The sequence below is a fragment of the Helicobacter pylori genome (assembly GCF_009689985.1).
Taxonomy (GTDB): Bacteria; Campylobacterota; Campylobacteria; order Campylobacterales; family Helicobacteraceae; genus Helicobacter; species Helicobacter pylori_CG.
In genome coordinates this window covers 1-19,292 of the sequence record NZ_QBAW01000012.1, presented here as the reverse complement: position 1 = coordinate 19,292, position 19,292 = coordinate 1, and the positions used below count along the sequence as shown (strand labels likewise).

Genomic DNA, 19,292 nt, shown 5'->3' with positions numbered 1-19,292 from the left:
AATGATAAATGGGATTAAGATGTTATAATAGTTGTTATTTTTTCATTTTAAAAGGGGTTTTATGGCATTATTATTCACAGGAGCGTGCGGGTATATAGGCTCGCATACCGCAAGGGCGTTTTTAGAAAAAACCAAAGAAAACATCATTATTGTAGATGACTTAAGCACCGGTTTTTTAGAGCATATCAAAGCGTTAGAGCATTACTACCCTAATAGGGTTGTGTTTATTCAAGCGAATTTGAATGAAACGCACAAATTAGACGCCTTTTTAAATAAGCAACAGCTAAAAGACCCTATTGAATCCATTTTGCACTTTGGAGCTAAAATCTCAGTAGAAGAATCCACGCACTTGCCTTTAGAATACTACACCAACAACACGCTCAACACTTTAGAGCTTGTCAAACTTTGCTTAAAACATGCAATCAAGCGTTTTATTTTTTCTTCCACGGCCGTGGTTTATGGCGAATCTAGTTCAAGCTTGAATGAAGAAAGCCCCTTAAACCCCATTAATCCTTATGGAGCGTCTAAAATGATGAGCGAAAGGATCTTGTTAGACACTTCTAAAATAGCGGATTTTAAATGCGTTATTTTGCGCTATTTCAATGTGGCTGGGGCATGCATGCGCAATGATTATACCACCCCCTACACTTTAGGGCAGCGCACGCTCAACGCCACGCATTTGATCAAAATCGCATGCGAATGCGCGGTGGGGAAAAGGAAAAAAATGGGGATTTTTGGCACTAATTACCCCACTAGAGATGGCACTTGCATTAGGGATTATATCCATGTAGATGATTTGGCTAACGCACATTTAGCGAGCTATCACACTCTTTTAGAAAAAAATAAGAGCGAGATCTATAATGTCGGCTACAATCAAGGCCATAGCGTGAAAGAAGTGGTAGAAAAGGTCAAAGAAATCTCAAATAAGGATTTTTTAGTGGAAATTTTAGACAAACGACAGGGCGATCCAGCAAGCCTTATTGCCAATAACGCTAAAATCTTACAAAACACCCCTTTCAAACCCCTTTATGACAACCTGGACACCATTATCAAAAGCGCTCTAGATTGGGAAGAACACCTTTTAAGATTTCAATAATACACCCTGTGCAAATACAAGCCATTAGCCATTATGGGCGTTTTTATAGTGGCTTTAATGTTATGGATTTGTGCTTGAATTTCAGCGAGCGTGATTTTTTCTAAGGAATATTGAACGCATGCTTGAATGATCAAACGCACACTGGAGCGTAAAAACGCGTCGCCAATGATTTTAAACACCACGCACTCATGCCCCATGATAAAGGCTGTATAAGCAAAAGCGTTAAAAATGATGCGATTAGGATCGGTTGTAGCCCCGCCTTCTTTTTTAAACAAAGAAAAATCATGCTTGCCTGTGAATTGCTTTAAAGCGCTGTTTAATAAATCTAGTGAGCCATAATCCCCACAAGCGATATAAGGCGCTAAAAAAGGCGTTTTTAAATTCTTCGTCAAAAGGTAACGATACGCTCTTTTTTGAGCGTCAAAACGCGCATGGAAGTTTTTTTCTTCTAGTTTTTTTAAGACAATATGCGGGGCGAGTTTAGGGGCTAGATAATAAAATAATTTAGCGGCATTCCAGTGTTTTTGAGCGCAAAAAGACAGCACTTGATTGTTCGCATGCACGCCTTTATCCGTGCGCCCAGCCGCAACCACAACGCTTTTAATCCCTAGCGCGTTTAAAGCGCTTTCTATTCTATCTTGAACGCCGAGTTTGTTAGGCTGCTTGGCATAGCCTAAAAAATACGCCCCATCATAAGCGATAGTAGCCTTAAAACAACGCATTTAATAACGCTTTAAAATGAATTTTCTAAACAACAAATAAGAGACAAACGCCCAAATAAAGGGGAAGAAAAAGGTCATCAAAAACAAATCCGTAGAAATCACATGCACCATTAAAAAATAAACCCCAACCGCTCCAAGGACATAAAAATAACTCCAGTTCGTTTTGAATCGCGGGTTGGCGATGCCAAATAAGGGGATTAAAAACACGCTCGCTAAAGGGAACAATGAAACTAAAATCGCTTGAGAAAAACGGCGTTTTTGATTTTTATTAGCGTTTTTACCAAAGGCTTTTTTCCAATAACCCAAATAATCCGTGCCTTGCAAATAGGCCGCATCATTAGAATTGAAAGACTTGAGCTTGTTGCGCAAATGCAATTCTTCAAAATCAACTTTACGCATTTTATCGCCTTGAGTGAAATACGCATGCCCGCTGTATAAATTCAATTCAAACACGCCGTTTTGGTTGTTGATATTGCCTTTTTGAGCCAGAATGAAGCTTTCTTGAGAGAGGCTTTTATTGGAAAAAAGCACTAAATTATCATAGGAATTGTTTTCAGCTTTATCTACATACACGAGCCAATCGCCTAATTTTTGCCCGAATTCACCGGCTCTGATATTAATATCAATTTTGTCTTTTTTTTGACGCAAAAACCCGTAATAAGCGCTCTTAGAAGTGGGGATTAAAATAAGCGAAAACACCAATAAAATCGCGCTCACTAACAGACTTAAAGGCACAAACGCTTTAGTCATTGTTTTAGGCGAAACCCCTAAAGAGAAAAACACTAATAGTTCATGGTCATAGCTAAGCCTTGAAAGCCCCAAAGCGCAAGCCGCAAAAAAAGTGATCGGCAAAATAAAAAAAATGGTTCCTGGCAAGGAATACAAAAAGAGTTGCACTAGATCCAAAAAGCTCACTTTAATCACGAGCGTTACGCTTGCGATACTGATTAATAACACGATAGAAGAGATAAAAAACAGCACTAAAAAGAAAGAGAAAAAGACTTGCGAAACCGCCATGAAAAGATAGTGTTTAATCATGCCTTAATCTTTATTGCACCCCATCTATGACAGGCACAAACGAGCATTTTTCTAACACTTTTTGGACGCGCAAGGCGTTATTTTGCTTCACAAAGCGTTTGATGACTTGCTCGTTGTTTTCTTGAATGGGCGCAACTAATATCCCACCTTCTTCAAGCTGATCAATAAGCGCTTGAGGGATATTTTTAGCGCAAGCAGAGAACAAAATCCTGTCATAGGGGGCGTATTGCTCCCAGCCCTTGTTCCCATCAGCGAATTTAACATGAACGTTGTCTAAACCGAGATTTTTAAGGCGCAAACGCGCTTCTAAATACAGGTTTTCAATCCTTTCAACGCTAAAAACGCGCCTGAAAATTTGAGACAGCACCGCCGCTTGATAGCCGCTCCCGCAGCCAATTTCTAGCACGCTATCCACATGATCGATTTCTAAATATTGCGTCATTTTGGCCACGGTTAGGGGCGAAGAGATGTATTGTTGCGCTTGCATAGAAAGCGCGTTTAAAGTGTAGGCAAAGTGTTTAAAGGGGGCTGGCACAAAAACCTCCCTTTCAATGCTCTCCATAGCCTCTCTCACTTTGGGATGCAAATGAAAACGCTTATGGATTTCTTCACACATCAAATGGTTTTTGATACTATTCAAACAAGCCCCTTAAAAATCATCAAAACTCACGCTCCCTTTAGCGTAATTGCTCACCCTAGCTTCAAAGAAATTGGAGCGTTGCTCATTGAAACTTGAAAAGCTCTCTACCCATTTAATGGGGTGTTGGACGCCATAAACTTTAGCGATACCCACCTTACTCAAACGGCTATCCGCTAAAAACTGGATGTATTGCTCAATCAGGCTTGAAGTTAGCCCTAAAATCTTGCCTTGCGTGATATAATCCCCCCACAAGGCTTCAATTTCTACCGCTTTTTTAAACATTTCTATGACTTCATTAATCAATTTTGGCGTGAATAGATCCGCTCTTTCATTCTTTAAAGCGTTGATCATGTTTTGGAATAAAATCAAATGCGTTACCTCATCTCTTTGGATAAAACGAATCATTTGCGCTGATCCTAGCATCTTACCACTCCTAGCCAAAGTGTAAAAATAGCTAAACCCGCTATAAAAATAAATCCCCTCTAAAATCTGGTTCGCAAAAAGTGCTTTGAGGATGTTTTCTTCTGTAGGGTTTTTGGCTAATTCCATATACACTTGCGCGATATAATCGTTCTTGCTTTTTAATTGCATATCGTTACGCCACATGTCATAAATTTCTTCAGTATTCGCGCTAATGCTTTCTACCATCACCGCATACGCATGGCTGTGTAAGGCTTCTTCATAAGCTTGACGCACCAAACACAAATTGATTTCGGGACTGGTGATAAAGGGATTGACATTGTCAATTAAATTATTGGTTTGCAAGCTATCCATAAAAATGAGTTGTGCTAAAGCTCTGTCATAGCCGATCTTTTCTTCTGCGCTTAATTTCAAATAATCTCTTTTGTCATCGTTCATGCTCACTTCTTCGGCAAACCAGGTGTTAGCGAGCATCGTTTTCCACAAATGATCCGCCCATTGATACTTGATTTTATTCAAATCAAACATGCTTGTAGGATTACCCCCAAAAATCTTTCTTTCATTCACACTTTCTGTAGAATCGGGGTTGTAAATTTTCTTGCGTGAAACTTCCATTGTGTTCCTTAATTTCCTTAAAACTATCTAATGATATAGTCTCGTTAGAATACCTTAAAAGAATTTAAAACCCCCTAAAAGCCAGAAAAAACTCCAAATTTATAAAAAACTTCAATTTTTCAGTATTTTTAAAGGATTAAACAGCTAAAATACTGCTTCTTTATTTTTTACTCTTATGTGCATGCGATGGTGTGCGGTGTGCGGAAGTGGCGAAATTGGTAGACGCACTAGACTTAGGATCTAGCGCCGCAAGGCATGAAGGTTCGATTCCTTTCTTCCGCACCATTCTTAATGATTAAGACTTGAAGCCCTAAACGGAACTTATTCTATTAAAACTCTCAAAAGTTTTTAAAACGCCATGAGCGATGTTTTGAACGCTCTCTAAATCTAAATTCGCATGACAAGGCAAGGAAATTTCAGCGTTATAAAAATCTTCTGCGCTTTTTAATGGGGCTGTGAAGAGCTGTTGATACAATTGGTATTGATAGATGGGCTTGTAATGCACTTGGGCTAAAATGCCAAGCTTGTGCAAATTTTCTAAAATGGATCTTTTAAATGTAAAAAATTTTTGATCCATTAAAATAGGATAAAGGTGGTTAGAGCTTTTGTGTTTTAACAAGGGGTGTAAAGGGGTGAAATAAGGGTTATCTTTAAAAATCCTATCATAAGTTAGAGCGATTTCTTCTCTTTTTTGCATTAAAAGGGGGGCTTTTTTAAGCTGGCTCAAACCCAAAGCGCTTTGGATTTCATTCAAGCGGAAATTATGCCCTATGCTTTTGACTTCGCCTTCAAAAAAATCTTTTTTGAGCATGCCATGAGAGCGAAACAATTTCATTTTTTCATATAATTCGCTATTATTAGTAACCACCGCTCCCCCCTCAGCCGTAGTGATAGGCTTAATGGCATGGAAACTAAACACGCTCGCTAACGCAAAGCCTCCTACTTTTTTGTTTTGATACTCGCTCCCTAGAGCATGCGAGCTGTCAGAAAGAAAACTCAAAGAATGTTTTTTGCAAAGCTTTTGAATGCTTTCTATTTCCACGCTTTTACCGGCATAATCCACGCTCACTATGGCTTTGGTTTTTTTAGTAATGAGCTTTTCTAGGGCCAATTCATCTATATTGCCATCGTTTTTGACTTCAGCAAATACGGGTGTATAGCCGCTTTCTAAGAGCATGTTAGCCGTCGCTACAAAGCTTATAGGGGTGGTGATTATTTCATTACAATGAGCGCTAAATCCGCTAAAATTCCTATAAAGCGTTAAAAGGGCTGAAGTCGCGCTGTTAAACACTAACGCATGTTTAACGCCCAAAAACTCGCACAAAGCTTCTTCAAATAACAGAGAGCGTTTGCCTTGCGTGAGCTGTTTGGAATTTAAAACCTCTAAAACAGCCTTTTTATCTTCTTCATCTAAACAAGGCTCGCTATAAGCAAACTCTTTCAAGCGAGCAAGTCTTGCAAGCGAGATGGGGTGATCTTGCTTGTGTCATGGACATCTTGGAATTTTTGAGCGTTCAGTCTCGTTTTATCTAAGGTGTTGTATTCCTTGTTCAAATGATTCGTTTCAGCGAGCTGTTTTTTCCACTGGTGCAAAGAGTTTTGAATGCTTTCTTTCTCACTTTCTAATGATTTTGAAAATTTCTCCAAAGCCTTCGTGTCGTCAATATCAATATTGCTAGGGAGTTTCAAACTATCGTTGCCTGATTTTTGGTTGAAAGAATCAATCGCTTTATCCAAACGGCCTTTAAAACGCTCAAAATCGCTTCGATCTTTTTCATTGTTATGAGCGTAAGATTTAGAAATCCCTACCAACTCTTTAGCGTCTTTATCCATGCCTTTTAAGCTTTTGAGACGGCTTTCTAAATCCCCTATGGCTAGGTTATCCTGCTTAGCTTGTTTGGCCAATTTGATCTTTTCATCATTCTCTGAAAGATTTTGAATTTCCTTATTTTCTTCTTTTCTTGCGTGCGGACTAACCCTTTGAGTATGGTAATCCCTCACCATCAAAGACGGGTTATAATGATTTGAAATCTTAGACATCCTATCCTCCACTTCATTTTATTTCTTAAAGATAAGATAAGCAAACTTTATTCCTAAAAACATTTTGATCCACTCAATTCTATCTAAAAATATTAATCTAACTCTAAAATTCTTTCTAACTTTTTGATGAGATTTGTAATTTCTTTCAGTTCTTTAAGATTGAGGGTGAGCTTATAATTGACTTGATTATCAGGATTCATTGGCACCAATTGCTTTTTGAACTCATTTTGTTTAATAAAGTATTTTCTTTCTTTATGAATGTAGTTGATTTCATCTTTTTTAAAAATTCTATAAAGTAATTGGTCCTCGCACACTCCTAAGCAAATCAAAAAATCATAGTTATATCGTGGGTTTATACCATTGAACTGAAAAGTGTTGTTGGTTCTGCCTTTTCGTGCGGTTTTGACTTCAAAGGACACACCGCTTTTTGTCATAATATCGTATTCATCATGAATAATGCCATCATTGATCACTCCATCTATAGCGTTAAGCACGCTTTTTAAAAACTCTTCGCCAATCTGCCCTATAGCGTTGGCTTCAAAATCTCTAATTTTTGAAAAAATAGCGTTGTAATCTTGCCCTAAATTCAATTCTTTATGTTTTTTTTCAATAATTTTTAAAAAAGTTTGTTCTAAGTCCATCAATTATCCTTTAAGCTATCCAAATGATCATATAAGGCTTGAAAAATATGGCTTTTGCCTAAATGATAGCAAGAATTAGTCGCTAAACTTGCGTATTTTGTCCAATCAATTTCTTTGAATAGTTTTTTTAATTTAGCGTTTAAAACCTTGTCAGCGCTAGTAAATACCACAGCAATACCAGATTGATACTTAACTTCCTCAAAATTCTCTACAATTTGTGTGCTTTTATAAAAAGTTGATGAAAGGTAAAAAGACGCTTTTTGATTAAAAATCCACTCTTTACCGCATTCTCTGTTTTTAGCCAATGAAACCGTGAAAACCTTGATATACTCGCCAAAGGGTTCTTTATGGCGATTCTTATACCAAGAAAATTCACTTTTTTTGTTTTGATACTTTTTGCTCCAAATTTGGAACACGCAATGCACATCCACTTCTTTATTTTTAAAATCTATAAACGCATTTTTTTCTAAGCGTTCGCTATAAAGCAGATTTAAACCTTTCACACGATACTTAACAGAGCCCTTTCCTTGACTTTCAAAGAACATGGGTAGGATAAAACACACAAAATCACAACTTCTAGCATGGTTGATAAATTCTAACGCCATAACCCCACGATGCCCAAAAGGAGGGTTGCCCAAGCAAATCACTTTTTGATGTGTGGGTAATTTATAATTTAAAAAATCGCATTGAATAAATCCATCTCTTTTAGGTTCAATGTCTATACCAATGCGTCTATTTTTAGGGAATAAGTCATAAAACACCCCATCGCCTGCACTTGGCTCTAAAAAAATAAAGTCATCTAAATTTTCGTATTTTTTAATAACTTCACAAGCTTTTTGAAAGCATTTTAAAGCCACACTAGACTTAGTGAAATACTGATCTAGAACATTGCTAGAATTTTCTTTCATCTCATTGCCATTGACATAGCGTTTAGGGGTAATTTCTTTAAACAAGGTTTGCATGAAAAAACTTTACTATAAAACCATAAAACTTAATGCTGATTCTTTCTGATCGCTTAAAACCCTTAAACTATGCTTAAAAAAACCCTTAAAACTTAAAAATTTTCTTCTAAATACTTCGTGTGGATTTTTGCTTGCCTGAAATCCGCATTTTCAAGCATTTCAAGGTGGAAAGGAATGGTCGTTTTAATGCCTTCTACTTTAAATTCCTTTAAAGCCCTTTTCATCTTGGCGATCGCTCTTTCTCTGTTTTCACCCCACACAATGAGCTTGCCAATCATAGAATCATAGTGCGTAGGCACGACATAATTGGCATGCGCATGCGAATCAAGGCGCACATTCACCCCACCAGGGGCAATCCATTCGGTGATTTTGCCCGGGCTTGGGTAGAACTTTTTAGGATCTTCTGCCGTGATTCGGCATTCTATCGCATGCCCTTTGAGAGAAAAGCTTTCTTGCTTGGGCAATTTTTCGCCTTGAGCGATTTTAATCATCCACTCAATGAGGTTTAACCCGCTCACCATTTCGCTAATGGTGTGTTCCACTTGCAAACGAGTGTTCATCTCCATGAAATAAAAATCTTTCATGTTAGAATCGAGTAAAAATTCAAAAGTCCCCGCCCCCACATAGCTGATGTATTTAGCGGCCTTAATCGCTGTTTCTAGCAAACGCTCACGCACGCTCTCTTCTAAAACCACCGCCGGGGTTTCTTCAATGAGCTTTTGTTGGCGTCTTTGCACGGAGCAATCCCTTTCACCCACATGAATGACATTGCCATGCTTATCGGCTAGAATTTGGACTTCAATGTGTTTAGGCTTGTTGATGAATTTTTCTAAATACACGCTCCCATCGCCAAACGCGCTCAAAGCTTCCGTTTCTGCGGCTAGATAAAGGTTTTTAAGCTTGGATTTATCTTCTACGACGCGCATCCCCCTTCCGCCCCCACCAGCGGCTGCTTTAATGATGACAGGGTAGCCGATTTTATCAGCGATTTCTTCAGCTTCTTGATAGCTTTTAAGCAACCCTTCACTGCCCTCAATCACAGGCATGCCGGCTTCTTTCATCACGCTTTTGGCTTTGGATTTATCGCTCATTAAAGCCATGACTTTCGCGCTCGGACCAATAAATTCCAAAGAATGGTGCGAGCAAATCTCTACAAAATTCTGGTTTTCACTCAAAAACCCATACCCAGGGAAAATCGCATCCGCTTCAAACAATTCCGCCGCACTGATGATCGCAGGGATATTCAAGTAACTCTCGCTGGATTTTGCCCCCCCTATACACACTTTTGCGTTAGCGGTATTGAGGTAGTGGGCGTCCTTGTCAGCGATAGAATAAATGGCTATGGATTCTTTACCCATTTCTTGAATGGTTTGGATCGCTCTTAAAGCGATCTCGCCTCTATTAGCGATCAAAATGCGTGAAAGCTCTTTTTTTTCTACCTTTTTATTTTCTTTATTCATGGATTTTAAAGCTTTTCCACTTTGATGAGTTTCGTGCCGTATTCTACCGGTTGAGCGTCCCCCACTTCAACAGAAACCACCTTGCAAGGGTATTCCACTTCAATTTCATTCATGATTTTCATCGCTTCTACAATGCCCACGATTTGCCCTTTTTTAAGCGTATCGCCCGCTTTGACATAAGGCTCAGCCCCAGGGGAGGGCGCATGATAAAAAGTGCCTACCATAGGCGAAAGCACGAAATCTTCTTTTTTATCCACAATAGGGGTGCATACCATAGGCACAGGGGCTTGAGCGCTTGGCATGCTCGCTTCTACCATAATGGGAGCTTGGAGGGAAGCTTGAGAATGAGCGGGACTTAACGCATTTTTTTTCGCATAAGCGGATTCTTTATCCAAAACCAGTTCAAAATGCTCTTGCTTTAATTTCAAATGCCCTAAATCAGAAGCTTTAAATTCTTTGATCAACTCTTCAATTTCAGAAAGGTTCATAACGATCTATTCCTTATATTATTTCAAAATATGCCACAAACACATAATCTTACTAACCATAAGCGTTTTTAGCAAAAAATTATTGTTATAATAACATAATTATTAACAAACTTTAAAGGCTTTGTGCGTATGGGATTAAAAGCGGATTCTTGGATTAAAAAAATGAGTTTAGAGCATGGCATGATTAGCCCTTTTTGCGAAAAGCAAGTCGGTAAGAATGTGATCAGCTATGGTTTGAGCAGTTATGGGTATGATATTAGAGTGGGGAGCGAGTTCATGCTTTTTGATAACAAAAACGCTTTGATTGACCCTAAAAACTTTGACCCCAACAACGCAACCAAAATTGATGCGAGTAAAGAGGGCTTTTTTATCTTGCCCGCTAACGCGTTCGCTCTAGCCCATACGATAGAGTATTTTAAAATGCCTAAAGACACTTTAGCGATTTGTTTAGGCAAAAGCACTTACGCCAGGTGCGGGATCATTGTGAATGTTACGCCTTTTGAGCCGGAATTTGAAGGCTATATTACGATTGAAATTTCTAACACTACTAATCTACCGGCTAAAGTCTATGCCAATGAAGGGATTGCGCAAGTGGTGTTTTTACAAGGCGATGAAGTGTGCGAGCAAAGCTATAAAGACAGAGGCGGTAAGTATCAAGGGCAAGTGGGCATCACTTTGCCTAAAATTTTGAAATGACAAAAAATTAAAGCTGGAATAATCTAACTCCATCAAACTTTTTAATTTTTTTATCCATTCCCATAACAATTAAAGCCTTTCTTTATCAAATATTATTCGTTTTTGATACAAATAATACCGCAAGTTTTTCAAAAAAGTAGTATAATAAGAAAGTTTAAACTATTAAATATAATATTATAAACTACTTTTTAGTAAAGTATTAAAATAATCAAGGAAAATCATGCTAAAACTCGTTAGCAGAGCGATTTGTTTGTCTTTAATTGGCTTGTTCAACCCTTTAGAAGCCTTTCAAAAACACCAAAAAGACGGCTTTTTTATAGAAGCCGGGTTTGAAACCGGGTTATTAGAAGGAACGCAAACTAAAGAACAAACAATAACCCAAAACACTCAAAACACCCAAAACACCCAAAAAGTCTATGAAAACCCCCTAACCCACCCCCAAACTAAAGAACAACCCAAAGAACAAAACAAAAGCGATACAGACACCCCACAAAGCGTCTATGGGAGATACTACATCCTCCAAAACACCATTTTAAAAAACGCAACCGAACTATTCACCACGGACAATATAGAAAATGGCTTAACTTTTTATTCTCAAAACCCTGTGTATGCAAGCACGGCTAATGGGAGCGTAACCATACAAAACTTTCTGCCTTATAATTTAAACAATGTTGAACTTAGTTTTAAAGACGCTCAAGGCAAGGCAGTTAATTTAGGCGTGATAGAGACTATCCCTAAAGATTCTCAAATCATTCTGCCTGCAAGCCTGTTTAATGATTCAGAATTTGAACAAGCTGATAGCTTTAATTACCAACAACTTCAAGCTACTGCCACCCCATTTTCTGATGCTAACACGCAGAGTTTGTTTCAAAAGCTCAGCCAAATCACGACCAATGTAACGATGAGTTATGAAAACGCCGATACTAACAATTTTAAGGGTAATTGCACTAATTGCGTGTCAGATTTCACCCCACAAACCGCAGAAGAATTGACCAATTTAATGTTGGATATGATGGCGGTGTTTGACTCTAAATCTTGGGAAGAAGCCGTTTTAAACGCTCCTTTCCAATTTTCTAACAGCTCATCAGAGTGCGGCTCTGACTTTCCTAAGTGCGTGAACCCTTTCAATAATGGGCGTGTCGCTCCCATCTATGAAAAATACGTGCTAACCCCACAATCCGTTATAGATGCGTTTAGAAGAACGATCAATCTTGAAGTGAATATCCTAAAATCAGGGTTTGTAGGGCTAGGGTATGAACTTGATGATAATGATGGTAATCTGGGGATAGAAGCTTCTGCCTTAAATCCTGAAAAATTGTTTGGTAAAAATTTGAACAAAGTTGATATTGTGGAATTAAGAGACATTATCCATGAATTTAGCCACACTAAAGGCTATACGCATAATGGGAACATGACTTATCAAAGGGTGCGTTTGTGCCAAGAAAACGGCGGAGCCATACAAGAATGTGAGGGTGGAAAAGAAGAATTAGTCAATGGGAAAGAAGAACTAAAATTTACAAATGGGAAAGAAGTGAAAGATCAGGATGGTTACACCTATGATGTATGTTCTTTTTATAAGGACAACCACCAAGTCTATACAGCGGGCAATTACCCCAATTCCATCTACACCAATTGCGCTCAAGTCCCCGCTGGGCTTATAGGGGTTACCACCGCTGTTTGGCAACAGCTCATCAATCAAAACGCCCTACCCATTAATTTCGCTAATTTGAGCAGCCAAGCCAACTATTTAGACGCTAGTTTGAACGCAAGAGCTTTTGTTAGTTCTGTGTTTAACGCATTCAATCAGAGCTTTTTAACTTCTAACGCCCAACAATCTTTTAGAAGCCCTATTTTAGGGGCCAATGTTAAAATAGGCTACCAACATTATTTCAATGACTACATAGGGTTAGCCTATTACGGCATTATCAAATACAACTACGCTCAGGCTAACGATGAAAAAATCCAACAATTAAGCTATGGTGGGGGAATGGATGTGTTGTTTGATTTCATCACCACTTATGCTAATAAAAAGCAAGGCAATCCAACTAAAAAAGTTTTTGCTTCCTCTTTTGGGGTGTTTGGGGGGTTAAGGGGCTTATACAATAGCTACTATGTTTTCAATCAAGTCAAAGGAATCGGTAATTTAGATATAGTTACTGGGTTTAATTACCGCCACAAGCATTCTAAATATTCCATAGGTATTAGCATTCCTTTAATCCAAAGCGGTATTAAAATCGCTTCTAATAATGGCATCTATGCGAACTCTGTTGTTTTGAATGAAGGGGGCAGTCATTTTAAAGTGTTTTTTAATTATGGGTGGGTATTTTAGGGGTTAAAAATTGGCTTTAACTCAAGCTTTTTAGCAAAAAGTTAAGTTTTTAAAATTTTGTTTTTAAAACTTTTGCGATACCCCCTAAACTTGCGCGATACTCGCTACAAACACGCATGCACTCTCAGATTTTAGCACCATATCTAACGGGATGCGATAAATTTCACGCTCTTTAAAACACTCCCTTTCTGGTTCGCTAAAGCCCCCTTCAGGCCCTATGATAACGCCCTTTTCAGCGCTAAAATTTGTTTGTAACGCTTTGCCATTAAAATCCAAAACGCTCGCCTTTGGGTAGGCTTTTAACATTTCTTTGGTGTTTGAAAACGCTTCCAATTCCATTAAAGCACTGCGACCGCATTGCTCGCAAGAATGGATCAAAATCTTTTGAAAGCGCTCTAATTTGGCGCTATCTATCTTTTCATTACGCTGGCTAAAATCCGCATAGAATAAACTCAACTTGCTCACGCCTAACTGGTTTAAAAAAGGTAGAATTTTTTCAATGCTTTTGATTTCAATCACGCTTAAAATCAAATGCGTTTTTTTACTAGCCATAACCTCTAATGCTTGCGTGCCCACTAGCCTTAAAAGGGCGTGTTTTTTAGTGATTTCTGCATGCTCATAGGTGTATAAAAAGCCGTCTTTTAAATTTCTTAAATCCAAACGACTTGCACTTTTGACGCGCCTTGATCGGTATAAATGCGTATAACTCTCGCCTTCTATTTTTAAAACAGGCTCTTTGGCTAAAGGGTGATAGACAAAACGCATTCAAAGGCCCATTAACACAACAATAAGAATCGTTTCTAAAAAATACAGGATTTTAGCCTTTTTAATATACGCTTCCATCCTTTCTTTTTTAGTGATAGCGAATTTCACGCTTTTATGGCGTTTGATTTCTGCTATAAGCATCAACAACAGCCCCAAAAGCATGACAACAGCGCTAAAAGAAAATTCAAATTGTTGCATCGCCCAAATAAAAATCCCGCTCAAAAGAGCGATGCTTAAAAGAATGTAAATCGCTGGCATGACAAGATAGATTTTTCGGTTTAATTGGATAAAATTTTTTTCTTTAAAAAGGGTGTAAAGATTGATCATAAAGGCTAGGGCGAGCAAGGCGGCAAAAAAGGCATGGATAAGCAAGGATTGAGCCATCACAGAAGAATCTTGTGTATTTAATGCTTGCAAACTCATCTCTAACATTAACTTCTTTCTAACGATTTATTTTTTATTAATCGTTTTATTTTAGCATGTGCTAATGAATTTGATCAATGAAAAGCTTAATAATTTAGAAAATAACGCCGCAAAATCCCCTAAAGAAGCAGTCGTTCTTTTGAATATGGGAGGGCCTAACAGCCTTTATGAAGTGGGGGTGTTTTTAAAAAACATGTTTGATGACCCCTTTATCCTTACCATTAAAAATAATTTCATGCGTAAAATGGTGGGTAAAATGATCGTCAATAGCCGCATAGAAAAATCCAAAAAAATCTATGAAAAATTAGGAGGCAAATCCCCTTTAACGCCTATCACATTCGCCCTTACAGAGCGTTTGAACGAATTGGATCCTTCTCGCTTTTACACTTATGCGATGCGTTATACCCCCCCTTATGCGTCTATGGTTTTGCAAGATTTAGCCTTAAAAGAGGTAGAAAGCTTGGTGTTTTTTTCCATGTATCCGCAATATTCTAGCACCACCACCCTTTCTAGTTTCAATGACGCTTTTAGCGCTCTCAAATCTTTAGAAACTTTCCGCCCCAAAGTGCGAGTGATAGAACGCTTTTATGCTGACAAAAAGCTTAATGAAATCATTTTAAACACGATTTTAAGTGTTCTAAACAACCGCAAAAGCCAGGATTTTGTCCTAATCTTTTCCGTCCATGGATTACCTAAAAGCATTGTTGATGCCGGCGATACTTACCAGCAAGAATGCGAACACCATGTGAGTTTGCTAAAAGAGTTAATGCAACAAAAAAATACCCCTTTTAAAGAAGTTTTACTCTCTTATCAATCCAAACTAGGGCCTATGAAATGGCTAGAGCCAAGCACTGAAGAATTGATAGAAAAGCACCGCAAATCTCATATCATCATCTATCCTTTGGCTTTCACGATTGATAATTCTGAAACGCTCTATGAATTAGACATGCAATACCGCTTGATGGCAGAGCGCTTGGCAATTAAAGAATATTTGGTTTGCCCATGCTTAAACGATTCCATAGAGTTTGCAAAATTTATCATTGAATTAGTGAACAACCTTAAAAGTGAGTGAAATTTGCATAAAAAGGCGATTATTATAGTAAAATACCGAGTTTTCAAATTTATTAAACAATAAAGGTTATTACATGTTTCCACTCTCTTATGTTTCCAAGAAATTTTTAAGCGTTTTATTATTGATTTCGTTATTTTTAAGCGCTTGCAAGTCCAACAATAAAGACAAATTGGACGAAAATCTTTTAAGCTCTGGCTCTCAAAGCTCCAAAGAATTAAACGATGAGCGAGACAATATAGACAAAAAGAGTTACGCCGGTTTAGAAGATGTTTTTTTAGACAATAAGTCTATTAGCCCCAATGATAAATACATGCTTTTAGTTTTTGGGCGTAATGGTTGCTCTTATTGCGAAAGGTTTAAAAAAGATCTCAAAAATGTCAAAGAATTGCGCGACTACATTAAAGAGCATTTTAGCGCTTACTATGTCAATATCAGCTACTCCAAAGAGCATGATTTTAAAGTCGGCGATAAGGATAAAAACGATGAAAAAGAAATCAAAATGTCCACAGAAGAATTAGCGCAAATTTATGCCGTCCAATCCACCCCTACGATTGTTTTATCCGATAAAACCGGTAAAACCATCTATGAATTGCCCGGCTATATGCCCTCCACACAATTTTTAGCCGTGTTGGAATTTATCGGCGATGGGAAGTATCAAGACACAAAAAACGACGAGGATCTCACTAAAAAATTAAAGGCTTACATCAAGTATAAAACCAACCTTTCTAAAAGCAAATCCAGCTAGGAAAGTCTAATGAAGAATCTCAAAAGCCTGCTTTCTTTTTTGCTGGCTTCTTTTTGGGTCGCTATCCCTTTAATCGCACTCTACGCTTGCGCGTGCGCGATAGCCACTTTTATAGAAAACGATTACGGCACGAGCGCGAGTAAGGCCATTGTGTATAACACCCCTTGGTTTAATTTCTTGCATGCGTATTTGTTGGTGGTTTTAATAGGCACATTCATTAAATCTAAAGCTTTGGAGCGCAAAAGGTATGCGAGCCTTTTTTTCCACAGCTCCTTGATTTTCATCATTTTAGGGGCAGCCATCACGCGCTTTTTTGGCGTAGAAGGGCTTATGCATGTGCGAGAAAATAGTGCGCAAAGCTCTTTTGAAAGTGCGGACACTTACCTTAATATCACTCTTAATGATACCACTAAACTTTCTTTAAAAACGCCTTTTACCTTTTATTATTCCAAACGATTAAAACCCATTCATGCGACTTTAGATCACAAGCCTTTAATTTTAGAACCCTTAGAAATTTACAAGCAAAACGCCATTAAAAAAGATGACGCTGCTATTTTAGTGTTAAAAGCGACTTATAACGGCGTGAGCCACAAATTCAATCTCATCAAAACCAACAGGAATGAAGGCATAGAAGAAAGCGAGATGTTTAAAGACGATAAGCTCTCTTTAAGTTTTGGATCCGCTTACATTGAATTGCCCTTTCAAATCAAACTGAAGCGTTTTGAATTAGAGCGCTACGCTGGATCTATGAGCCCTTCATCTTACGCTTCAGAAGTGGAAGTTTTGAAATTGGATAACACCTTGATCAAGCCTTATAGGATTTTTATGAACCATGTTTTGGATTATGAAGGCTATCGCTTTTTCCAATCTTCCTATGATACGGATGAAAAAGGCACGATCCTTTCTGTCAATAAAGACCCGGGTAAAATCCCCACTTATTTAGGGTATGCGATGCTTATTTTGGGGGCTTTGTGGTTGCTTTTGGATAAGAACGGGCGTTTTTTAAAGCTTTCACGCTTTTTAAAATCCCAACAAGCCGCTAGTTTCTTGCTCGCTTCAATTTTAATCAGCCCTTTTACTCCCTCGTTCGCTAGTGAGACTCCAATTGACATGCATGGGGGCAAAAGCGCTCAAATAGAACGACAAAATGTAGAAAATTCCGCTAATAAAGAGGATTCTAAAAGCGCGATTTTAGAGCGTTTGAAGCATTTAAGAGAATATTCCAAAGACCACTTAAAAGCCTTTCAAAGGCTTCAAGTCCAGGATTTTGATGGGCGTATCAAACCCCTTGACACCATTAGCATTGAATATATCCATAAGATTTTAAAAAAAGATGATTTTCAAGGGCTAAACGCCATGCAGGTGCTTTTAGGGATCATGTTTTTCCCCAATGATTGGCGCAGTATTAAGATGATTTACACTTCTAATAAAGCCTTAAGAAAGCTTATCGGCACGCCTTTAGATGAGAGCCGTATCGCTTTTAGAGATGTGTTTGATAGCCGTGGGTATAAATTAAAAAATCTTGTTGAAGAAGTCAATCAAAAATCCCCTAATGCGCGCAACGAGTTGGATAAAGATGTCTTAAAAGTAGATGAACGAATCAACTTAGTCTATACGCTTTTTAGCGCTCAATTTTTACGCATTTTCCCTAGCGATAAAACCACTGCTTGGCTCTCGCCCATTGAAGCGATCAACAGCCCCAATAAAGAAATTTCAAGCGTGGCAACGGAGTTTTTAAAAAATATTTTTAGCGGGTTTGATGACGCTTTAAAAACCAATCAATGGGATAAAGTAGAAAAAACCCTAAAAGATTTAAGTATTTACCAAAAAGAGCATGCCAAAAACCTCTATTTACTCTCTTCTAAAGTGGATTCTGAGATTTTTTTAAATCACACCAATTTTTTTAACAGCCTGACTTTGCCTTATATCCTTCTTGGGTTATTGCTTTTTATCGTTGTGATCAGCTCTCTTGTTAAAAACACGATTCCAAATATTTGGCTCACTAAAACCCTTTATATGGTTATCTTGCTTTGCGCGATCGCTCATTCTATGGGGCTTATTTTGCGCTGGTATGTGAGTGGGCATTCGCCTTGGAGCAACGCTTATGAGTCCATGCTTTATATCGCATGGGCTTCTGTTATCGCAGGGTTTGTTTTACGCTCCAAACTCGCGCTATCCGCTTCTAGCTTTTTAGCCGGTATCGCGCTTTTTGTGGCCCATTTAGGTTTTATGGACCCTCAAATTGGCCATTTAGTGCCGGTGTTAAAATCCTATTGGCTCAATATCCATGTTTCTGTCATTACCGCCAGTTATGGCTTTTTGGGCTTGTGTTTTGTGCTAGGGATTTTGAGTTTGGTTTTGTTTATTTTGCGCAAACAAGGGCGTTTCAATTTAGACAAAACCATTCTCTCCATTAGCGCTATCAATGAAATGAGCATGATTTTAGGCCTTTTCATGCTCACAGCCGGGAATTTCTTAGGCGGGGTGTGGGCGAATGAATCTTGGGGGCGCTATTGGGGGTGGGACCCTAAAGAAACTTGGGCGTTGATTTCTATTTGCGTCTATGCTTTAATCTTGCATTTGCGTTTTCTAGGCTCTCAAAATTGGCCCTTTATTTTAGCGAGCAGCAGCGTTTTAGGGTTTTATTCGGTTTTAATGACTTATTTTGGCGTGAATTACTACCTTTCTGGCTTGCACAGCTATGCCGCAGGCGATCCCTTGCCCATCCCCACTTTCTTGTACTTTTTGGTAGCGATACCTTTTGCTCTCGTGATCTTGGCGTATTTCAAACGCCATTTGAGTTTGCCTAAATTGGTTTAAAGGATAAGAATGTTCCAGCCTTTACTAGACGCCTTTATAGAAAGCGCTCCAATTAAAAAAAAATTACCTTTAAATCCACCCCCCCCCCCCCTAAAAATCGCTGTGGCGAATTGGTGGGGAGGCGCTGAAGAATTTAAAAAGAGCACTCTGTATTTTATCCTTAGCCAGCGTTACACAATCACTCTCCACCAAAACCCCAACGAACCCTCCGATCTCGTCTTTGGCAGTCCTGTTGGGGAGGCTAGAAAAATCTTATCCTATCAAAACACTAAAAGAGTGTTTTACACCGGTGAGAACGAAGTCCCTAATTTCAACCTCTT

General features: G+C 38.4%; 18 protein-coding genes, 1 tRNA gene and 1 pseudogene. 8 read left to right on the top strand and 12 right to left on the bottom strand.

The genetic code is table 11. The features are described 5' to 3' along the window. The first annotated feature begins 61 nt into the window (after positions 1-61). Positions 62-1,096 (top strand): UDP-glucose 4-epimerase GalE, encoded by a 1,035-nt coding sequence (gene galE / locus DBU79_RS07110; protein WP_154411982.1) that lies wholly within the window; start codon positions 62-64, stop codon positions 1,094-1,096. Here the strand turns inward: galE and truA are convergent. From truA to DBU79_RS07090, 4 genes are read right to left on the bottom strand one after another with little or no spacing between them, the layout of a single operon-like run. Further along, positions 1,090-1,818 (bottom strand): tRNA pseudouridine(38-40) synthase TruA, encoded by a 729-nt coding sequence (truA, locus tag DBU79_RS07105; RefSeq protein ID WP_154411981.1) that lies wholly within the window; start codon positions 1,816-1,818, stop codon positions 1,090-1,092. The two genes, galE and truA, sit on opposite strands and share 7 nt — an antisense overlap. After that, positions 1,819-2,856: an LptF/LptG family permease gene (locus tag DBU79_RS07100; RefSeq protein ID WP_000589943.1), complete on the bottom strand. Its 1,038-nt coding sequence runs from the start codon at positions 2,854-2,856 to the stop codon at positions 1,819-1,821. A 10-nt stretch (positions 2,857-2,866) separates the two neighbouring features. Further along, on the bottom strand, positions 2,867-3,496 hold the full coding sequence (pcm, locus tag DBU79_RS07095) for a protein-L-isoaspartate O-methyltransferase (RefSeq protein ID WP_154411980.1): 630 nt from the start codon (positions 3,494-3,496) through the stop codon (positions 2,867-2,869). A gap of 9 nt (positions 3,497-3,505) precedes the next feature. Continuing rightward, complete coding sequence (locus DBU79_RS07090; RefSeq protein ID WP_154411979.1) at positions 3,506-4,531, bottom strand: ribonucleotide-diphosphate reductase subunit beta; 1,026 nt, start codon at positions 4,529-4,531, stop codon at positions 3,506-3,508. A 200-nt stretch (positions 4,532-4,731) separates the two neighbouring features. Between DBU79_RS07090 and DBU79_RS07085 the strand changes: the two genes are divergently transcribed. Continuing rightward, positions 4,732-4,816 (top strand) — tRNA-Leu (locus DBU79_RS07085). Positions 4,817-4,841: 25 nt separating this feature from the next. On the opposite strand, the gene pseC is transcribed toward DBU79_RS07085, so the two are convergent. From pseC to accB, 6 genes are all read right to left on the bottom strand, one after another. Continuing rightward, positions 4,842-5,975 carry a UDP-4-amino-4,6-dideoxy-N-acetyl-beta-L-altrosamine transaminase gene (gene pseC, locus DBU79_RS07080; protein ID WP_134889961.1) on the bottom strand — a complete coding sequence of 378 codons (1,134 nt, stop codon included), beginning with the start codon at positions 5,973-5,975 and terminating at the stop codon, positions 4,842-4,844. Then, the gene (locus DBU79_RS07075) at positions 5,972-6,571 is read right to left on the bottom strand and encodes a Laminin subunit alpha-2 precursor (protein ID WP_134889962.1); all 600 of its coding nucleotides are present in this window, start codon (positions 6,569-6,571) and stop codon (positions 5,972-5,974) included. Before DBU79_RS07075 ends, pseC begins: the two co-directional genes overlap by 4 nt. 92 nt (positions 6,572-6,663) lie before the next feature. Beyond that, complete coding sequence (locus DBU79_RS07070; protein WP_154411978.1) at positions 6,664-7,212, bottom strand: restriction endonuclease; 549 nt, start codon at positions 7,210-7,212, stop codon at positions 6,664-6,666. Continuing rightward, a complete protein-coding gene (locus tag DBU79_RS07065) occupies positions 7,212-8,174 on the bottom strand; it encodes an SAM-dependent methyltransferase (RefSeq protein ID WP_154411977.1) in 963 nt (320 codons plus the stop codon). Before DBU79_RS07065 ends, DBU79_RS07070 begins: the two co-directional genes overlap by 1 nt. A gap of 92 nt (positions 8,175-8,266) precedes the next feature. Further along, a complete protein-coding gene (locus tag DBU79_RS07060) occupies positions 8,267-9,634 on the bottom strand; it encodes an acetyl-CoA carboxylase biotin carboxylase subunit (protein WP_154411976.1) in 1,368 nt (455 codons plus the stop codon). A gap of 5 nt (positions 9,635-9,639) precedes the next feature. Next, a complete protein-coding gene (gene accB / locus DBU79_RS07055; RefSeq protein WP_134889964.1) occupies positions 9,640-10,122 on the bottom strand; it encodes an acetyl-CoA carboxylase biotin carboxyl carrier protein in 483 nt (160 codons plus the stop codon). Positions 10,123-10,251: 129 nt separating this feature from the next. Between accB and dcd the strand changes: the two genes are divergently transcribed. Together dcd and DBU79_RS07045 are read left to right on the top strand one after the other, a co-directional pair. Further along, on the top strand, positions 10,252-10,818 hold the full coding sequence (gene dcd, locus DBU79_RS07050; protein WP_000523105.1) for a dCTP deaminase: 567 nt from the start codon (positions 10,252-10,254) through the stop codon (positions 10,816-10,818). 220 nt (positions 10,819-11,038) lie between these two features. Then, entirely contained in the window at positions 11,039-13,147 is a 2,109-nt protein-coding gene (locus DBU79_RS07045; RefSeq protein ID WP_154411975.1) for a porin family protein, read from the top strand. Between the two features lie 84 nt (positions 13,148-13,231). Here DBU79_RS07045 and DBU79_RS07040 read toward each other — a convergent pair whose 3' ends face one another. Both DBU79_RS07040 and DBU79_RS07035 read right to left on the bottom strand, forming a co-directional pair. After that, a complete protein-coding gene (locus DBU79_RS07040; protein WP_154411974.1) occupies positions 13,232-13,912 on the bottom strand; it encodes a 16S rRNA (uracil(1498)-N(3))-methyltransferase in 681 nt (226 codons plus the stop codon). Beyond that, a complete protein-coding gene (locus DBU79_RS07035) occupies positions 13,913-14,344 on the bottom strand; it encodes a hypothetical protein (protein ID WP_000892102.1) in 432 nt (143 codons plus the stop codon). A 55-nt stretch (positions 14,345-14,399) separates the two neighbouring features. Between DBU79_RS07035 and hemH the strand changes: the two genes are divergently transcribed. The 4 genes and pseudogenes from hemH to DBU79_RS07015 form a co-directional block, all read left to right on the top strand. Next, positions 14,400-15,407 (top strand): ferrochelatase, encoded by a 1,008-nt coding sequence (gene hemH, locus DBU79_RS07030; protein WP_154411973.1) that lies wholly within the window; start codon positions 14,400-14,402, stop codon positions 15,405-15,407. 73 nt (positions 15,408-15,480) lie between these two features. Further along, positions 15,481-16,152: a SoxW family protein gene (locus DBU79_RS07025; RefSeq protein WP_154411972.1), complete on the top strand. Its 672-nt coding sequence runs from the start codon at positions 15,481-15,483 to the stop codon at positions 16,150-16,152. Between the two features lie 9 nt (positions 16,153-16,161). Then, positions 16,162-18,972 (top strand): cytochrome c biogenesis protein, encoded by a 2,811-nt coding sequence (locus DBU79_RS07020; protein WP_154411971.1) that lies wholly within the window; start codon positions 16,162-16,164, stop codon positions 18,970-18,972. A gap of 9 nt (positions 18,973-18,981) precedes the next feature. After that, positions 18,982-19,292, top strand: a pseudogene (locus tag DBU79_RS07015) (glycosyltransferase family 10 domain-containing protein); the annotation flags it as partial.

Coding starts and splice junctions, on each gene's coding strand:
- DBU79_RS07025 (WP_154411972.1), top strand. CDS start 15,481: ATGTTTCCACTCTCTTATGTTTCCAAGAAATTTTTAAGCGTTTTATTA.
- DBU79_RS07060 (WP_154411976.1), bottom strand. CDS start 9,634: ATGAATAAAGAAAATAAAAAGGTAGAAAAAAAAGAGCTTTCACGCATT.
- DBU79_RS07070 (WP_154411978.1), bottom strand. CDS start 7,212: ATGGACTTAGAACAAACTTTTTTAAAAATTATTGAAAAAAAACATAAA.
- DBU79_RS07040 (WP_154411974.1), bottom strand. CDS start 13,912: ATGCGTTTTGTCTATCACCCTTTAGCCAAAGAGCCTGTTTTAAAAATA.
- DBU79_RS07090 (WP_154411979.1), bottom strand. CDS start 4,531: ATGGAAGTTTCACGCAAGAAAATTTACAACCCCGATTCTACAGAAAGT.
- dcd (WP_000523105.1), top strand. CDS start 10,252: ATGGGATTAAAAGCGGATTCTTGGATTAAAAAAATGAGTTTAGAGCAT.
- DBU79_RS07100 (WP_000589943.1), bottom strand. CDS start 2,856: ATGATTAAACACTATCTTTTCATGGCGGTTTCGCAAGTCTTTTTCTCT.
- accB (WP_134889964.1), bottom strand. CDS start 10,122: ATGAACCTTTCTGAAATTGAAGAGTTGATCAAAGAATTTAAAGCTTCT.
- DBU79_RS07020 (WP_154411971.1), top strand. CDS start 16,162: ATGAAGAATCTCAAAAGCCTGCTTTCTTTTTTGCTGGCTTCTTTTTGG.
- galE (WP_154411982.1), top strand. CDS start 62: ATGGCATTATTATTCACAGGAGCGTGCGGGTATATAGGCTCGCATACC.
- DBU79_RS07075 (WP_134889962.1), bottom strand. CDS start 6,571: ATGTCTAAGATTTCAAATCATTATAACCCGTCTTTGATGGTGAGGGAT.
- DBU79_RS07065 (WP_154411977.1), bottom strand. CDS start 8,174: ATGCAAACCTTGTTTAAAGAAATTACCCCTAAACGCTATGTCAATGGC.
- DBU79_RS07035 (WP_000892102.1), bottom strand. CDS start 14,344: ATGTTAGAGATGAGTTTGCAAGCATTAAATACACAAGATTCTTCTGTG.
- DBU79_RS07045 (WP_154411975.1), top strand. CDS start 11,039: ATGCTAAAACTCGTTAGCAGAGCGATTTGTTTGTCTTTAATTGGCTTG.
- truA (WP_154411981.1), bottom strand. CDS start 1,818: ATGCGTTGTTTTAAGGCTACTATCGCTTATGATGGGGCGTATTTTTTA.
- hemH (WP_154411973.1), top strand. CDS start 14,400: ATGAATTTGATCAATGAAAAGCTTAATAATTTAGAAAATAACGCCGCA.